Origin of the sequence: Pararhodobacter sp. (assembly GCF_036802785.1) — a bacterium.
Lineage (GTDB): Bacteria > Pseudomonadota > Alphaproteobacteria > Rhodobacterales > Rhodobacteraceae > Pararhodobacter.
Genome location: NZ_DAIRVN010000001.1, coordinates 82,367 through 96,610, shown reverse-complemented (window position 1 = coordinate 96,610; position 14,244 = coordinate 82,367). Strand labels below are relative to the sequence as shown.

The following is a 14,244-nucleotide window of genomic DNA, read 5'->3' as shown; positions in this document are numbered from 1 at the left end:
TTGCACACTGACAATTGTCAGCGCTGGACTGACACGCCCCAGCCACGGGGCAGCCCGCCCGGCCATACTTCGAACCCGTCAACCCCGGGGCGCCATGCGCCGGTTTCGGGCTCATAATACACGCCCAGAAGCGGCACATCCTCCACCATCAGCGCGTGGATCTGCCGGAACAGCGACTGACGCTCAGAAAAGTCGGTGGTGGACATCGTCTGAAGGAGCAGCGCATAGGCCTCGTCGTTTTCCCACTGGATAGTGGGCCGGTTATCCTTGTTGCCCAGCAGGATGCTGTAAAGCTGCGCCGGGTCCAGCCGCGCCGAATAGCCGAAGGACTGCATCTGGAAATTGCCGGAAAGGTAGTTGTCGAGCTGGGTTGCCCAGTCCAGCGTTTCCAGTTCAACATTGATCCCGGCCTGCTGCAGCATCGCCTGAGCAAGCACGCTGTTTTCATACATGCCGCTGTAGCGCGAATTGGTCTGGATGCGGATCGGCGCGCCGTTATAGCCCGCCTCTGCCAGCAGGGCCTGCGCGCGCTCAACGTCATAGGCGGGCCATTCGCGGAAGCTTTCGTCAAAATAGGCGCTGGCGTCCGCCACGCCCGAAGGGTTGAACGTGGCCAGTCCGTGGCTGCGAAGCTCGGCAATCGCTTCGAAATCAATCGCATGGGCGATGGCGCGGCGCAGCCGCACATCCTGCATCATCGGATCGCGGGTCTGGAACAGCAGGGGCGTGAAGGCCAGCCCCGGCGCATATCCGATCTGCATGCCCCGCGCTTCGGCATCGCTCATCCGTTCGGCGTTCATCGCGGGCAGAATGTCGATCTGACCGGCATAAAGCGCGGTTTCGGCGGTGGAGGTGTCAGGCACCACCATGAAGCGCAGGCGCTCAACTCCGGCGCTGCGGTCCCCGGCCAGCCCGGAGCGCGGCTCAGAAAGCGGCTGATACGCGTCATAGCGCGTGAGGGTGATCGCCTGTCCCCGCTCCCATTCTTCCATCTGGAACGGGCCGCTGCCGATGGCCACGCCCTCAAGCCATTCACCATCCTCGCCGACATTGTCCGGGCTGGCGATCCAGCCGTTGCACTGCACATTGGCCAGTTGCGGCAGAAAGAGGGCATTGGGCGCGGCCAGTTCAAAGACCACGGTATCGCTGCCCTCGGCATGGACTGCCTGCACTTCAAGGCCCTGACTGCCGTTGAAAAACGGCTGGCAGAACCATTCGCTGCCGTCGGCCATGCGGTAGTCCCAGTTCCAGACGACATCTTCCGCCGTGACCGGCGCGCCGTTATGGAATGTGGCACCTTCGCGCAGGGTGAAGCGGTAGACGCGGTTATCCTCGGACACGTCCCAGCTTTGGGCCAGCAGCGGCCCGATGGTCAGATCATCCTGAAACGCGACCAGCGTTTCAAAGATGTGATGCAGAACCGTATCGGTATTGGCATCACGGTTAATGCCATCGGTGCCGCGGATATCGGCATTCAGGCGGATTGTCAGCGTTTCGGCCTGGGCGGCAGCAGGGAGCAGCAGGGCACCGGCGGCAGCGGCCAGCATCAGAAAGCGGGCAGTCATCATCATGTCTCCATGTTGGTTGCAGAGCGGGGGGCGGCCGCAGTTTGGCTGCGGTCCAGTTGTCGGGCGAAGAATTCCTTGACCAAGGGGATCAGTTCGCGGTCATCGTGGCGCTGGCCGGGAACAAGTGTCAGCTCGGCACTGACGCCCGCGCGCTTCAGGCTTTCGGTCAGCGCGGTGATGCGTGCCACACGGTTGGCGCCCGCCAGATCGGCGCCTTCCATCCACCAGGGGTCATCCTTTTTTATGGTGATTTCCCAGGTGTCGGTGTCATCGGCACCGGCGATCAGCAGCACCGGCACCTGCGCAATCGCTTCCATATCAGCCGCGCGGCCGAAGCGTTCCTTGAGATCGCGGGTACCGACCCAGAAGTCATGCCGGTCATCCAGCAGCGTCACAATCCCGGGCGCGCCCACGGCGGCGGCAAGCAGGCGTTCAGGGTAGAGATAGAGAAAGCGATGGGTGAAATGCCCGCCGCCGGAAAAGCCGTACATCATAACCCGGTCCCCGGCGATGCGCCATTTCTCCTGCGCCTCGTCAATCATGCCCAGCATGATCCGGTCATAATGAATGTCTTCATACCGAAGGATTTTGTATGAGGATAAATCACCCGGAAATGCCAGATTGACGGGGAAAAGCGGGCAGAGAACGATCACCTGATGCGCTTCGGCAAAGTCGGTGAAGGCAGTGCGGTAGTAGTGCATGCCGCGCTCTGTGCCGTGCACGATCACGACCAGAGGATAGCTCTGATCGCCGTCTTCATCGTAGGATTCCGGCACATAGGCACACCAGGCGCAGCGCGGATCGCTGGCGGCGGCATAGGTCGTCGTCGCCCCGAAATCGTAATAGGTCAGTTTTCGTCCATGTCCCGGGATCTTGCGCATGGTCTCTCCTTCTCAGTGCGGAGCGAGGCTTTGTCAGGATCGACCATAACGGTACTTTGTAGCTATGAAAAGCATTTTATGGAGGGATTGAAAAGTGAACTGCGGGTTCCTGTCGTTCCCGGCACCTGTCGGCACTGCTGCGCATGAAGGCGGGCATGGTCCTGACAAAGTTGCGCGATCCCGCTGGCGGGTGTATTCCTCCTTCAGGGCAAGCGGCAGACAGAACGGTGCCCCGGCACACGCATTTTCCGGGGCGTTTCCCGCGCGACAGCGAAGGTCCGCGCCGTGATCAGGGGCGGTGCAGCACAATCAGGCCTGGGGCGTGGTATAGCGCAGCACGCCCTCGACTGTGCCCTGCTCTTCCAGCGTCTCGCCGCGCGCGAACCGGGCCCAGAGCTGCCGGAGCTTCTGCCCCTTTTCCTCGATCTCTTCCCAGGGGGTGTTCCCGAGGATGGCGGCGTTCGCCCATGCTTCGCGCGTGCCCAGCAGAAGGGGCAGGTCGATGACATGGCAGGCGCCGTGACCGCTGTCAGGCGCCGACCAGTCCAGCCGGTAGAGATAGCCGCGCCCGCCTGCCCGCCGGTGGCTTTGCACAAACCGGCGTGCGCCGCGCGCATAGATGATGTGGGTAAGCAGGGCGACTACCCCACGGCGAAGGGGAGGGCCGATTAGCGGCAGCCTGCTCATCCGTTCAAGCTTCGGGATGACCGGCACAAAAAACCGCGCCTCTTCCGCCGTATAGCCGACCATCAGGTCAATCTTCGGGGCGACGGCCTGTCGCGCGGCGTCGGCCGCTTCTTCGCCGGGCAGCGGCGCCTGTTCATGCTGCGGGCCGAACGGCATGAAGCTTTTCAGCCCGAACGATCCGCCCGCCTGCGCGACCAACGCCTGGGTCTCGGTCACCTGCGCAAGGGGGGTGCTTTCCGTGATGTCGCGCGCGGCCTCCATCATTGCGGCGTTCATGCGCGCCCGTCCGCGACCGATGCCAAGCGGCGCGCTCTGCACGATCACCCGCCGGAACAGCCTGTCGGCGCCCGGCGTGGCCATGAGCTGCACCAGCGCATCGGCCCCCGCTGACTGGCCAAAGGCGGTGACGCTGCGCGGGTCGCCCCCGAAGGCCGCGATATTGCGCTGAACCCAGGCAAAAGCGGCAAGCTGGTCAAGCAGGCCGAGATTGGCGGGGCGGTCGGGGCCATCGCCCAGAAAACCCAGCAGACCCAAACGATAGGTCACCGCAACCACGATGACCCGCTGCTCGCTCACCAGTGCGACGGGGTCGAACTGCGTCAGATCACCCGCCCCGCTGACGTATGAGCCGCCATGAACCCAGACCATGACCGGCAACCCCTCGTCGGCGGTGCAATCGGCCGGCATGGTGATGGACAGATTCTGGCAGTCCTCATCAAACGAAAGGTTGTCAAAGGTGGAGCTAAGCATCTGGTTCAGAAACGGGGTGTCAGGTTGCGGGCAGGCGGGTGCGGGCCGGGTGGCCGTCAGCGTTTCCTGCCAGTCGGGGACGGGCTGCGGCTGGCGGAAGCGGCCCGCCCGCGCATAGGGGATGCCCGTGGCCCGCTTGACCGCGCCATCCATCCAGCCCTCAATGGGGCCGCAAGGCGGTGTGAAGACGGGTGCTGACGGTGCGGCGAAGGGCGCGGCCGATGGTTCAGACATCATGATCTTTCCCCTTGAATGCGGGGTTTTGTGTAGCGCGCCGCCGCGCCCCTTGGCCACCCTTTTCGTAGCGGCCGAGCGGCGTGGCGGAAGCTTCGCCCGGATGCGGATGCGGGTGCGGTCAGCCGCTCAAGGCGTCCAGCGCCGGAGTTGCGGCCTTGAGCGCGCGGGCATAGCGGCGCCCGGCCTCAAGGATCTCGGCCTCGGTCACACAGAGCGGGGGTGAGAAGGCGTTGACCGGCATATAGGGCAAGGCGCGGGTCAGCACGCCCTCCTCCATCGCGTGTTTCGCCACAACCCGGTGCGGCGCGCTGCCCGCCGGAAAGCCCGCAAATTCCACGCCCGCCATCAGCCCGACCCCGCGCACATCGCCGACATGGGGGTTGCCCGCGACACTGGCGCGCAGCGCGTCCAGCAACACCGGCGCCAGCCGGGCGGCGTTTTCCACCATCCCCTCGCGCGCCATCACCTCCAGATTGGCGAGTGCGATTGCGGCGCCCACCGGATGGCCGGAATAAGTGAAGCCGTGCATCACCGCCCCCGTCTTGCCCGAAGCGCCCGCGAACACGTCCCACATCCGGTTCGAGATGACCGAGGCCGACATCGGGAAATACGCGCTCGTCAGCCCCTTGGCGAGCGAGACGATATCAGGCCGCAGCCCATAGGTGCCGCTGCCGAACCACTGTCCGGTGCGGCCAAAGCCTGTAATCACCTCATCGGCGATCAGCAGGATGTCATGGCGCGCCAGCACCTCCTGCACACGGGCGAAATACCCCTCGGGCGGCAGCAACACGCCGCCGGTGCCCATCACCGGCTCGGCGATGAAGGCGGCGATGGTGTCGGCCCCTTCGCGGGCGATCATCGCTTCCAGCTCAGCGATCAGGCGGTCGGTAAAGGCGGCTTCGGATTCTCCCTGCTCGGAAAAGGCAAAGTAGTGCGGGCAGGAGGTGTGCAGCACCCCCTTCACCGGCAGATCGAACGCTTTATGATACCCCTCGATCCCGGTCAGGCTGCCCGAAGCCACGGTCAGGCCATGATAGGCCCCGGTGCGCGCGATGATCTTCTTCTTGGCCGGTTTGCCGCGCAGGTTGTTGTAATAGGTCACCAGCTTGACCGCCGTGTCATTGGCATCTGAGCCGGAGTTGCCAAAGAACACCCGCGCCATGTCTGACCCCGGCACGGTATCGCGGAACAGGCCCAGCAGGCGGTCGGCAAGTCGGATGGTCGGTTCCGCCGATGCGCCGCCAAAGAAGTGCTGAAAGCTGAGCTTCTGCATCGCATCGGCCCCGGCCTGCACCAGTTCGGTGCGCCCATAGCCGACATTCACGCACCACAGCCCCGCGCCCATATCCAGCAGCACCTGCCCGCTGTCGCGCGTCAGTTCAACCCCGCTACCTGCGGTATAGATCTGCGGGCCGTTCTGTTCCAGATCGTCAATTGAGGTGACCGGGTGAAACAGGCTCATCTGGTCCATCTGGGCAAGCGACAGGTTGGCACGTTCATTCATTCTACGGTCCTTTCAGGCGTTCGGAACCAGCCGGCGCAAAGCGCGCACGGCACTGTCAGGCGTGGTCACGACGGGGCAAGCAGCCTGCGGCTGCAAGACACGCGCCGCGCGGGCAAGGCTGAACTGGCCCAGCACGATGGCATCGAGCGGTCCCAGCCCCTTGCAGGCGCGCAGCACCGCAGCATCATGCCCCGCGCCATCCCCCGCCTTCAGGGCGGTGAGAGCGCCCTCGGCGAGAACCGGGGTAATCTGCACGGTCCTGCCCCGCGCCTGCGCCATCTCCTGCAACTCGCGCGTCAGGGCGGGCAGCGAAGGTGCGAAGGTCACCACCAGCGCGATGCGCTCGCCCAATTCCAGCGCCTCGGTGAACGCGGCCTCATTCGGGCGCATCACCGGGATCGGCAGGTCAGCCTTGACCGCCTCAATGGCCGGGCCAAAGGCTGAGCAGGTGAACAGGATGGCCCGCGTGTCATGGCTGCCGGTGCCGCTGGCGGCATAGCGGCCCAGCGTGAGGAAGCGGTTGGTCATGGCCGCGTCCAGCGCGCCAGCCCGCGCCAGATCGGCGGAAAGCGAGGCATCCAGCAGATCGGCAGTATAGGCCTCGGGCCAGAGGCGGGCAAAGGCATCGCGGATCGGCAGGACCGATTCCTCCAATGCATGGATCAGGGCGATGCGGGGTTTTCTGTCAGACATGCGGGGCCTTTCTGCGTGCGATCAGTGCGGCAATCAGCGCCTTGTCGCGCGCGGCTTCCAGCGTTGCGATGTCACGGCCCGCCGCTTCGCGCGCGACACCCTCAACCAACGCGGCCTGCACATCCGGGGTCAGCGCGGGGTTGCCAAGGGCGGCCCAGCGGCGTTCCTGACTGGGGCCAAGATGCGCCAGATACCCCGCCATGCCCCCTGTCCCGCCGCCCAGATGATAGGCCATATGCGCGCCCAGCACCGACCAGCGCAGCCCCGGCCCGTTGACCAGCGCCGCATCAACCGCCTCAACATCGGCAATACCGTCCTGCACCATGAACACCGCCTCACGCCACAGGGCCGAGGCGAGGCGGTTGGCGATATGCCCCGTCGCATCCTTCTTCAGCCGCACCGGCATCCGGCCCGCCGCGCGATAGATCGCCTCAGCCCGGGCAATGCGCGCGGGGTCTGTGCCATAGATTTCCACCAACGGCACCAGATGCGGCGGGTTGAACGGATGGGCGGTGATCAGGCGCGCGGGGTCTTGCAGGCCGGGCGCCAGCTCTGACCATGTCAGCGCCGAGGTGGAGGAGGCGAGCACGGCATCCGGCCCCATCAACGGCTCAACCTGCGCGAACAGCGCGTGTTTGAGCGGGATGTTTTCGGGCGCGTTTTCCTGAATCAGAATGGCGCCGCTGACGGCCTCCGACAGGTTGCCGCATAATGTCAGCGTGCCGCGCGGCCCGGCATCCGGCGCAACCTCAGCCAGTTGCGCCAGCGGAGAGGCCATGCGCGCCGGCGTTTCCCCCAGCGCTTCTGCGACCGGATCCCAGACGCGGACATCGGCGCCGTGGTGCTGAAACAGCGCCGCCCATGCCGCACCGATCAGGCCCGCGCCCAGAATGGCAATCCGTGTCGCGCCGTCCCTCTCGTTCATCCCGGGCCTCGTTTATTTTGCGATCATGATATACATATTCAGAGATATTTAGGCAAGGAAATTGTATTTGCAACGACAGTTAGTTCTTAAATAAACGGATAAATCGTGTCTGTGCCCGAAACCTGTGCGCCATTGACTTTTGCGATCGCAAATTTTAAAATGCGATTGAAATGAGGGGTGACAGATGCTTTACGCGTCAGGACGCTGCGCAATCGTAACCGGGGCGACCTCTGGCATCGGTGCGGCCATCGCGCGGGCGCTGGCGGCGCGAGGGCATGCCCTGCTGCTGGTCGGGAGGCGTCAGGATGAGGGCGCGGCGCTGGCCGAAGCGCTCAGCGTCAACGGCACCTCCGCCCGCTTTCTTGCCGCTGACCTGTCTGACCGCGCGGCGCCTGAGGCCATCATTCAGGCCGCGCTCGCGGCTTTTGGCCGGGTGGATGTGCTGGTCAACAACGCCGGAATCCTCACCCCCGGCCGCGCTGATGACACGACGGATGCCAGCTGGGACCAGATGATGGACATCAACCTTGGTGCCGTCTTCCGCCTGTCGCGCGCGGCGCTGCCTGCATTGCGCGCGCAGGGTGGTGCCATCGTCAACATCGCGTCTGACTGGGCGCTCACCGGCGCGCGGGGGGCGCTGGCCTATGCGGTCTCCAAGGCGGCGGTGGCGCAGCTAACCCGCTGCATGGCGCTGGATCACGCCGCCGAGGGCATCCGCGTCAACGCTGTCTGCCCCGGCGATACCGACACGCCGATGCTTGCCGCCGGGCTGAGCGGCAAGGCGCGCGCTGAGGCGCTTGCGGCCTATGGCGCGGCGATCCCGATGGGGCGGGTTGGCACGCCTGAGGATGTGGCGCGCGTGACGGCCTTTCTGGCGTCCGATGCGGCAGGGTACATGACCGGGGCGCTGATCCCGGTCGATGGCGGCATGAGCGCCGGGTAACAGACGCCTCGCCAGCGGCGGGTTCTATACATCGCTTCATGCCGTCGCTACAGACGCGGGCTGATCACGGACGGACATGGTAATAATGACCACAACTTTTTCTTCCCTCCCCCGCGCCCCTCTGTCCGAGGCCACGGCCTTTCTGGCCGCTTACCCCGATGTGCAGGCCATCGACATCGTTCTCAGCGATCTGCACGGCGTGGGCCGGGGCAAGATCATCCGGCGTCATGAGCTGGAAAGCCTGTTCACCTCAGGGCGCGGGATGCCCGCATCGCTGTTCGCGCAGGATGTGTCCGGCCATGATGTCGATGCCGCGATTGCGCTGATGGAGGACGGCGGCGGTGACAGCCGCTGCTGGCCGGTGCCGCATACGCTGGGCTTTCAGACAGCCACTGGGCGCGGCGTGGTGCTGTTGCAGATGGAGGGCGCCGATGGTGCCCCCTGCCCGCTGGACCCGCGCAATGCCCTGCAGGCGCAGATCGCCCGCGCGCAGGCGATGGGATTCACGCCGATGGGCGCGCTGGAGCTGGAGTTTTATCTGGTCGACAAGGAGCGCGACGCCGAGGGGCGGCCCCAACCCGCCCGCGCGCCCATGACCGGACGGCGGCTGATCAGCACCAACTGCATGTCGGTGGATGAGCTGGATGAGATGGCGCCGTTTTTCGATGCCGTCTATGAGGGCGCGGCGGCGCTGGGTCTGCCGATGGAAAGCCTGATCTCGGAATATGCTGCCGGGCAGTTTGAGCTGACACTGCGCTATCGCGACCTTGCGCAGGCGGCGGATGATATCCTGCGCTCCAAACGCCTGCTGCGCTCCACGGCGCGGCGGTTCGGGATGGAGGCGTGTTTCATGTCGAAACCCTTCTCGCACAGCTCGGGTTCAGGCATGCATCTGCATCTGTCGCTGACCGATGCGGCGGGAGCGAATGTCTTTGGCGATACCGCTGATGGCGCCCTGTCGCCGCTGATGCTGAACGCGATCGGTGGTATCCGGGCCAGTATGGCGGCCTCGATGCTGGTGCTGGCGCCGGTGCTCAACAGCTGGCGGCGGTTTGCGGCCACCGTCTATTCACCCGCGTCCAACACCTGGGGGGCCGAGGACCGCAATGTGGCGCTGCGCATCCCGGCGGGCAGCGCAAAGTCGCGCCATTTCGAGCATCGGGTGGCCGGGGTGGATGCCAACGCCTATCTGGTGGCGGCCATCACGCTGGGCGCGGCGCTGGACGGGATCGAGGCGGGCACCGGGCCGGGGCCTGAAGGGCCAGAGGGCGATGCCGCCTATCCGCCGATGCCCGGAAGCTGGCTGGATGCGATTGAGCAATTCGAGGGGTCAGCGGCGATGAAAGCGCTGCTTGGTGCGCCGCTGCACCGGATGTTCGCCGCCGTGAAGCGCGGCGAGCATGATGCACTGGCAGTCACCGTGACCGATCTGGAATGGCAGCTTTATGGCACCACCCTATGAGGCACCCGCCCTCCCGCCACCCGATGCGCGCATGAAAGCACAGCCCCCGATTGGCCTTGGTGCGATTGAAAGCCAGCCGCTGCATGAAGTGGTCTATGAACGGCTGCGCCTTGCGCTGATGTCCGGCCAGATCGTCCCGGGGCGTAAACTGACTTCGCGCAAGCTGGCGCAGGAACTGGGGACGAGCGACATGCCGGTGCGCTCGGCCCTTCTGCGCCTGCAGGCCCTGCGCGCGCTGGATCAGTTGCCCAACGGCTCAATGGTGCTGCCCGCGATGACGCGCGAGCGGTTTGCAGACCTGATGACGACCCGGCTGGTCTGCGAACCGGCCGCAACCCGGCGCGCCGTGGCGGGGATGGACCGGGCGCGGCTGGTGAAGCTGCGGCAGGTGGCCGTCGCCCTGACCGCCGCCGCCGAAGATCAGGATATTGACGCCTATCTGCTGCACAACCATGATTTCAAGTTCGGCATCTATGCCGCCTGCGGCTCCCCCTCGCTTCTGTTCCTGATCGAAACGCTGTGGCTGCAGGTCGGCCCCTTCCTGCGCCAGTTCAGTGGCCAGTTCGACAATGACCTGCGCGGTATCCTTGCGCTGGATTACCACGACGAGATTGTGAAACGGCTGGAAGCGGGCGATGGCGAGGGTGCCGCCGACCTGCTGGCCCGCGACATCCGTGACGGTTATGCCTTTCTGATGGCGCATGGCAGGTTTGAAAGCATCCCCCCTGCTTCTGCGCGATAAGTTCAGCGCGGCGCCATGCGGATTGCGCCGTCAAGGCGGATCACTTCGCCGTTCAGCATGGAATTGCGCGTGATGTGATCCACCATCGCTGCATATTCCGCAGGGTCGCCCAACCGCGAGGGAAAGGGCACCTGCATGCCAAGGCTTTGCTGCACCTCCGCAGGCAGGCCCTGCAGCAGCGGCGTCAGGAACAGGCCCGGCGCAATGGTGCAGACCCGCACGCCCTTATCGGCCAGATCGCGCGCCATGGGCAGTGTCATGCCGACGATCCCGCCCTTGGAGGCAGCATAGGCCACCTGCCCGATCTGCCCGTCAAACGCCGCCACCGAGGCCGTGTTGACGATCACACCCCGCGCGCCGTCATCGTTTACAGGCTCAGCCGCGACCATGCGCGCGGCGGCTTGTGAGGCGCAGTTGAAGCTGCCGAGCAGATTGATACGGATGATCTTTTCGAACAGCGCCGCATCATGCGCCACCCCGCGCGAAACCGTCTTGGCGGCCGGGCCGATACCCGCGCAGTTCACCAGAATGCGCGGCACGCCAAGGGCGCTTTCCGCCAGGTCCAGCCCCTGCGCGACCGATGCGGGGTCTGACACATCGACCCGTGCAAAAACGCCGCCGATCTGCGCGGCCAGATCCTGCCCGGCTGCCTCGTTCAGGTCGAAAATCGCCACTTTCAGCCCGCTTTCCGCCAGTTGCCGGGCAGTTGCAGCACCAAGGCCTGAGGCCCCGCCGGTGACAATGGCTGTATGGCCTGACCAATCCTGCATGCTCATTCCTTCTCCTTCTGTTGTTCGTCGCGGATTTCGCGGCCATCAATGCCTGAAAGATGCTGTGGCGGGGGTGGGGACGGCAAATCCGAGATCCGCGCGCCTGAACATGCATGCGCTTGACCGGCCACCGCGCAACGCAGGCCGCTCACCGGCGGCTGCGGGTTTACCGGCATTGCTCATGCGATCCCCCTTCGATGAACCTTGCGCCTTCTTTAGCGCGTCAGCCTCCGCACACAAACTGTTTTGTAAGGGCGGTGGGGGCCGTTGGCGGCATCATCGCCGGCCGGCTCATGACTGTGCAGGACGGCAGAACAACCAGCCTCGGACGTTGACAACAAACGTTCCGGGTGGATATAATTAACAGTAGAGTTATTTATATCCACCCGGGGGTGCGAATGGCAAAACTGACGGTTGCAGCGATTGGAGATCAGTTCATCACCGGCGCGGTTCTGGCCGATGCGGTACGGCACGCGGTTGCCGATGACATGGATATCCTGCCGCTTGATCTGGACTGGCCGGATGTGCCCTTCTTTGGCCATGACGGCCCGGCGGGAGACGAGATCAAGGAATACAGCGGCACGCCCGACGCGATCACCGCGCTGGTGTCTCAGGCGGATGCGCTGGTGACGCATCTGGCGCCCGTCACACGCGGGCTGCTGGAAAGCGCCCCCCGGCTGAAATTCATCGGCGTTACGCGCGGCGGGCCGGTGAACATCAATACCGCAGCCGCGAAAGAGCGTGGCATCGTGGTCAGCAATGTGCCCGGGCGCAATGCGTCGTCGGTGGCGGAATTCACCATCGGCGCCATCCTCGCCAATCTGCGCAAGATTACCGTAGGCCATGCCGGTATGGCTGCGGGTATCTGGCGCGGCGATCTCTATCGCTATGACCGCACGGGCGACGAGCTGGCGGATCTTTGCGTCGGCATCATCGGTTACAGCCATATCGGGCAGCGGGTGGTGCGGCTTCTCAAGCCCTTTGGCTGCAAGATCCTGATCTGCGATCCCTTCGTGTCGCTGAGCCTGACAGACGCGCTGGACGGTGTTGAACAGGTCGATCTGGAGGCGCTGCTGGAACGCTGCGACGTGGTCAGCCTTCATGCGCGCCTGACGCCGGAGACACGGGGCATGATCTCGGCACTGCGGATTGCGACAATGAAGCCGACAGCGGTGCTGATCAACACCGCGCGCGGCGAACTGGTGGATCAGGATGCGCTGTGCGAGGCACTTTCGCAGGGTCGGTTGGGCGGCGCGGCGCTGGATACCTATATCGTGGAGCCGCCGCAGCCCAATGACGCGCTTCTGCGGCTGCCGAATGTCACGCTGACGCCGCATATTGCCGGGGCCTCGCGCCGGGTGGCCACATTCGCCGCCGCACAGGTGGCCGAAGATTTCGCCCGCTTCCTGAAGGGAGAGCCGGTGCGCAACCCGTGCACCTGATTTCCGCCCTTGGTGAGGGGCGTTGAGGGAGCGCGCTTTCAGGGATCAAAAGGGGGGAAGTATCATGTCTGGCGATCTTGTCATGGCGATTGACGCCGGAACCGGCAGCGGCCGCGCGATCATCCACGATCTGAGCGGCGCTGTCGTGGGCGCGGCACAGGAAGAATGGACGCACCCGGTAGCGGCGGATGCACCCGGCGGGCTTGATTTTGCGACTGAGGGCAACGGCGCCCTGATCGACCGTGTGATCGGGCGCGCGATTGCAGAGGCCGGGATCAGCGCGGAACGGATCGCCGCTGTCGCCACCACCTCGATGCGCGAGGGGATCGTTCTGTATGACGAGAAGGACGCGGTGATCTGGGCCTGCCCCAATGTCGATTCCCGCGCGCGGACCGAGGCGGATAGGCTGGTCGAAAGCGGCCTTGCCGATGACATTTTCCGCATCGCCGGCGACTGGGTCTCCATCACCGCCCCGGCCCGCCTGCTGTGGTTGCAAGACAACCGGCCTGAACTGTTCGCGCGCATCCGCCGGATGGGCATGATTTCCGACTGGCTGGCAACCCGGATGACGGGGGAATATTTCACCGAACCCTCCGCAGGATCGTCCAGCGCGCTTTTTGATCTGGGCAAGCGTGACTGGTCCGGGCGGCTGATCGGCGCTGTGGGGCTGGACCCGGCGATGATGCCGCAGGTGGTGGAGCCGGGCACGCCCATCGGAACGGTCCGGCCAGACGCCGCCGCGCGCTGCGGCCTTGCGCCGGGCACCCCGGTAATTGCGGGCGGGGCTGATACGCAACTGGCGCTGCTGGGGCTGGGGCGGCGCAGTGGCGATGCCACACTGGTGGGCGGCAGCTTCTGGCAGATGACCTATCTGTCCGACCGCCCGCTGATTGACCCGGACTGCGGCCCACGGACCCTGTGCCATGCCCGGCCGGGCGAATGGATGGTCGAGGGGATCGGGTTTCTGAGCGGCTTTGCGCTGCGCTGGGTGCGCGATGCGTTCGTGGTGCCGGTTCTGAACCGGACAGGCGCCAGCCTCAATGCGTTCGATCTGATCGAATCCCTGGCGCGCGAAGCGCCTGCAGGCGGGGTCATCGCCACCACCGCCTGTCCGATGCAATCGGACAACTGGTGCCAGCCGCCGCTTGGATTTCTGGGCTTTGACCTGAACCAGCCCGGTCTGGCCCTTGGCCAGATTGCCCGGGGCGTCATGGAAAGCGGCGCATTTCTGGCGCATCAGCATCTGACGCGGCTGGAGGCCTTGTCCGGTGTGCGCCATGACGTTGTGCAATTCACCGGCGGGTCAAGTCAGGGCACGCTCTGGCCGCAGATCATTGCTGATGTCACGGGCCGAGAGGTTGATATTCCCGTCGCCCGGGAAACCACGGCGCTTGGCTGCGCGATGCTGGCCGCCAGCGGAGCGGGTCTGTTCCCGACGCTGGATGAAGCGGTGCGCGCCATGGCCAGCCCCATCGAGCGGCGGGTGTCGCCCGATCCGGCAGCGCGCGAAAGCTATCGCAGCATCGAGCGACAGTGGGATGAGGTGACACGCGCCGCCGCCGGACTGGGCGCGCGCGGCACGCTGGAGCCGATCTGGCGCCCGGCAGGGGCAAGGATCTGACAGGAAGCGGAAAGGGACA

At 65.2% G+C, this 14,244-nt stretch carries 12 protein-coding genes; 5 read left to right on the top strand and 7 right to left on the bottom strand.

Translation table 11 applies throughout. The features are described from left to right. Positions 1–17: 17 nt before the first annotated feature. The 6 genes from V7Q53_RS00385 to V7Q53_RS00360 all read right to left on the bottom strand — a co-directional run bounded on the left by V7Q53_RS00385 (position 18) and on the right by V7Q53_RS00360 (position 7,245). Positions 18–1,565, bottom strand: a complete 1,548-nt coding sequence (locus V7Q53_RS00385) for an ABC transporter substrate-binding protein (RefSeq protein WP_333826372.1) — start codon at positions 1,563–1,565, stop codon at positions 18–20. A 2-nt stretch (positions 1,566–1,567) separates the two neighbouring features. Beyond that, positions 1,568–2,449 (bottom strand): alpha/beta hydrolase, encoded by an 882-nt coding sequence (locus V7Q53_RS00380; protein ID WP_333826371.1) that lies wholly within the window; start codon positions 2,447–2,449, stop codon positions 1,568–1,570. A 309-nt stretch (positions 2,450–2,758) separates the two neighbouring features. After that, on the bottom strand, positions 2,759–4,123 hold the full coding sequence (locus V7Q53_RS00375) for a carboxylesterase family protein (RefSeq protein WP_333826370.1): 1,365 nt from the start codon (positions 4,121–4,123) through the stop codon (positions 2,759–2,761). Between the two features lie 118 nt (positions 4,124–4,241). Continuing rightward, positions 4,242–5,627, bottom strand: a complete 1,386-nt coding sequence (locus V7Q53_RS00370; RefSeq protein WP_333826369.1) for an aminotransferase — start codon at positions 5,625–5,627, stop codon at positions 4,242–4,244. A gap of 12 nt (positions 5,628–5,639) precedes the next feature. Then, positions 5,640–6,320, bottom strand: coding sequence for an aspartate/glutamate racemase family protein (locus V7Q53_RS00365; RefSeq protein WP_333826368.1), 681 nt, complete (start codon positions 6,318–6,320; stop codon positions 5,640–5,642). Next, entirely contained in the window at positions 6,313–7,245 is a 933-nt protein-coding gene (locus V7Q53_RS00360; protein WP_333826367.1) for a 3-hydroxyacyl-CoA dehydrogenase NAD-binding domain-containing protein, read from the bottom strand. The genes V7Q53_RS00365 and V7Q53_RS00360 overlap by 8 nt, the downstream gene beginning before the upstream one ends. Before the next feature lie 184 nt (positions 7,246–7,429). Between V7Q53_RS00360 and V7Q53_RS00355 the strand changes: the two genes are divergently transcribed. The 3 genes from V7Q53_RS00355 to V7Q53_RS00345 all read left to right on the top strand — a co-directional run bounded on the left by V7Q53_RS00355 (position 7,430) and on the right by V7Q53_RS00345 (position 10,392). Then, complete coding sequence (locus tag V7Q53_RS00355; protein ID WP_333826366.1) at positions 7,430–8,188, top strand: SDR family NAD(P)-dependent oxidoreductase; 759 nt, start codon at positions 7,430–7,432, stop codon at positions 8,186–8,188. Between the two features lie 85 nt (positions 8,189–8,273). Continuing rightward, positions 8,274–9,650, top strand: a complete 1,377-nt coding sequence (locus V7Q53_RS00350) for a glutamine synthetase family protein (RefSeq protein ID WP_333826365.1) — start codon at positions 8,274–8,276, stop codon at positions 9,648–9,650. Positions 9,651–9,681: 31 nt separating this feature from the next. Then, complete coding sequence (locus V7Q53_RS00345; protein WP_333826364.1) at positions 9,682–10,392, top strand: GntR family transcriptional regulator; 711 nt, start codon at positions 9,682–9,684, stop codon at positions 10,390–10,392. 2 nt (positions 10,393–10,394) lie between these two features. Here the strand turns inward: V7Q53_RS00345 and V7Q53_RS00340 are convergent, their stop codons facing one another. Then, positions 10,395–11,162 (bottom strand): SDR family NAD(P)-dependent oxidoreductase, encoded by a 768-nt coding sequence (locus tag V7Q53_RS00340; RefSeq protein ID WP_333826500.1) that lies wholly within the window; start codon positions 11,160–11,162, stop codon positions 10,395–10,397. Positions 11,163–11,560: 398 nt separating this feature from the next. Between V7Q53_RS00340 and V7Q53_RS00335 the strand changes: the two genes are divergently transcribed. Continuing rightward, on the top strand, positions 11,561–12,604 hold the full coding sequence (locus V7Q53_RS00335) for a 2-hydroxyacid dehydrogenase (protein ID WP_333826363.1): 1,044 nt from the start codon (positions 11,561–11,563) through the stop codon (positions 12,602–12,604). Positions 12,605–12,668: 64 nt separating this feature from the next. Then, on the top strand, positions 12,669–14,225 hold the full coding sequence (locus V7Q53_RS00330) for an FGGY family carbohydrate kinase (protein WP_333826362.1): 1,557 nt from the start codon (positions 12,669–12,671) through the stop codon (positions 14,223–14,225). Positions 14,226–14,244: the final 19 nt, after the last annotated feature.

What these genes read in the sequence shown, in the direction of transcription:
- V7Q53_RS00335 (WP_333826363.1), top strand. Translation starts at nt 11,561, where the DNA reads ATGGCAAAACTGACGGTTGCAGCGATTGGAGATCAGTTCATCACCGGC.
- V7Q53_RS00330 (WP_333826362.1), top strand. Translation starts at nt 12,669, where the DNA reads ATGTCTGGCGATCTTGTCATGGCGATTGACGCCGGAACCGGCAGCGGC.
- V7Q53_RS00340 (WP_333826500.1), bottom strand. Translation starts at nt 11,162, where the DNA reads ATGCAGGATTGGTCAGGCCATACAGCCATTGTCACCGGCGGGGCCTCA.
- V7Q53_RS00380 (WP_333826371.1), bottom strand. Translation starts at nt 2,449, where the DNA reads ATGCGCAAGATCCCGGGACATGGACGAAAACTGACCTATTACGATTTC.
- V7Q53_RS00345 (WP_333826364.1), top strand. Translation starts at nt 9,682, where the DNA reads ATGAAAGCACAGCCCCCGATTGGCCTTGGTGCGATTGAAAGCCAGCCG.
- V7Q53_RS00385 (WP_333826372.1), bottom strand. Translation starts at nt 1,565, where the DNA reads ATGACTGCCCGCTTTCTGATGCTGGCCGCTGCCGCCGGTGCCCTGCTG.
- V7Q53_RS00350 (WP_333826365.1), top strand. Translation starts at nt 8,274, where the DNA reads ATGACCACAACTTTTTCTTCCCTCCCCCGCGCCCCTCTGTCCGAGGCC.
- V7Q53_RS00370 (WP_333826369.1), bottom strand. Translation starts at nt 5,627, where the DNA reads ATGAATGAACGTGCCAACCTGTCGCTTGCCCAGATGGACCAGATGAGC.
- V7Q53_RS00360 (WP_333826367.1), bottom strand. Translation starts at nt 7,245, where the DNA reads ATGAACGAGAGGGACGGCGCGACACGGATTGCCATTCTGGGCGCGGGC.
- V7Q53_RS00355 (WP_333826366.1), top strand. Translation starts at nt 7,430, where the DNA reads ATGCTTTACGCGTCAGGACGCTGCGCAATCGTAACCGGGGCGACCTCT.
- V7Q53_RS00365 (WP_333826368.1), bottom strand. Translation starts at nt 6,320, where the DNA reads ATGTCTGACAGAAAACCCCGCATCGCCCTGATCCATGCATTGGAGGAA.
- V7Q53_RS00375 (WP_333826370.1), bottom strand. Translation starts at nt 4,123, where the DNA reads ATGATGTCTGAACCATCGGCCGCGCCCTTCGCCGCACCGTCAGCACCC.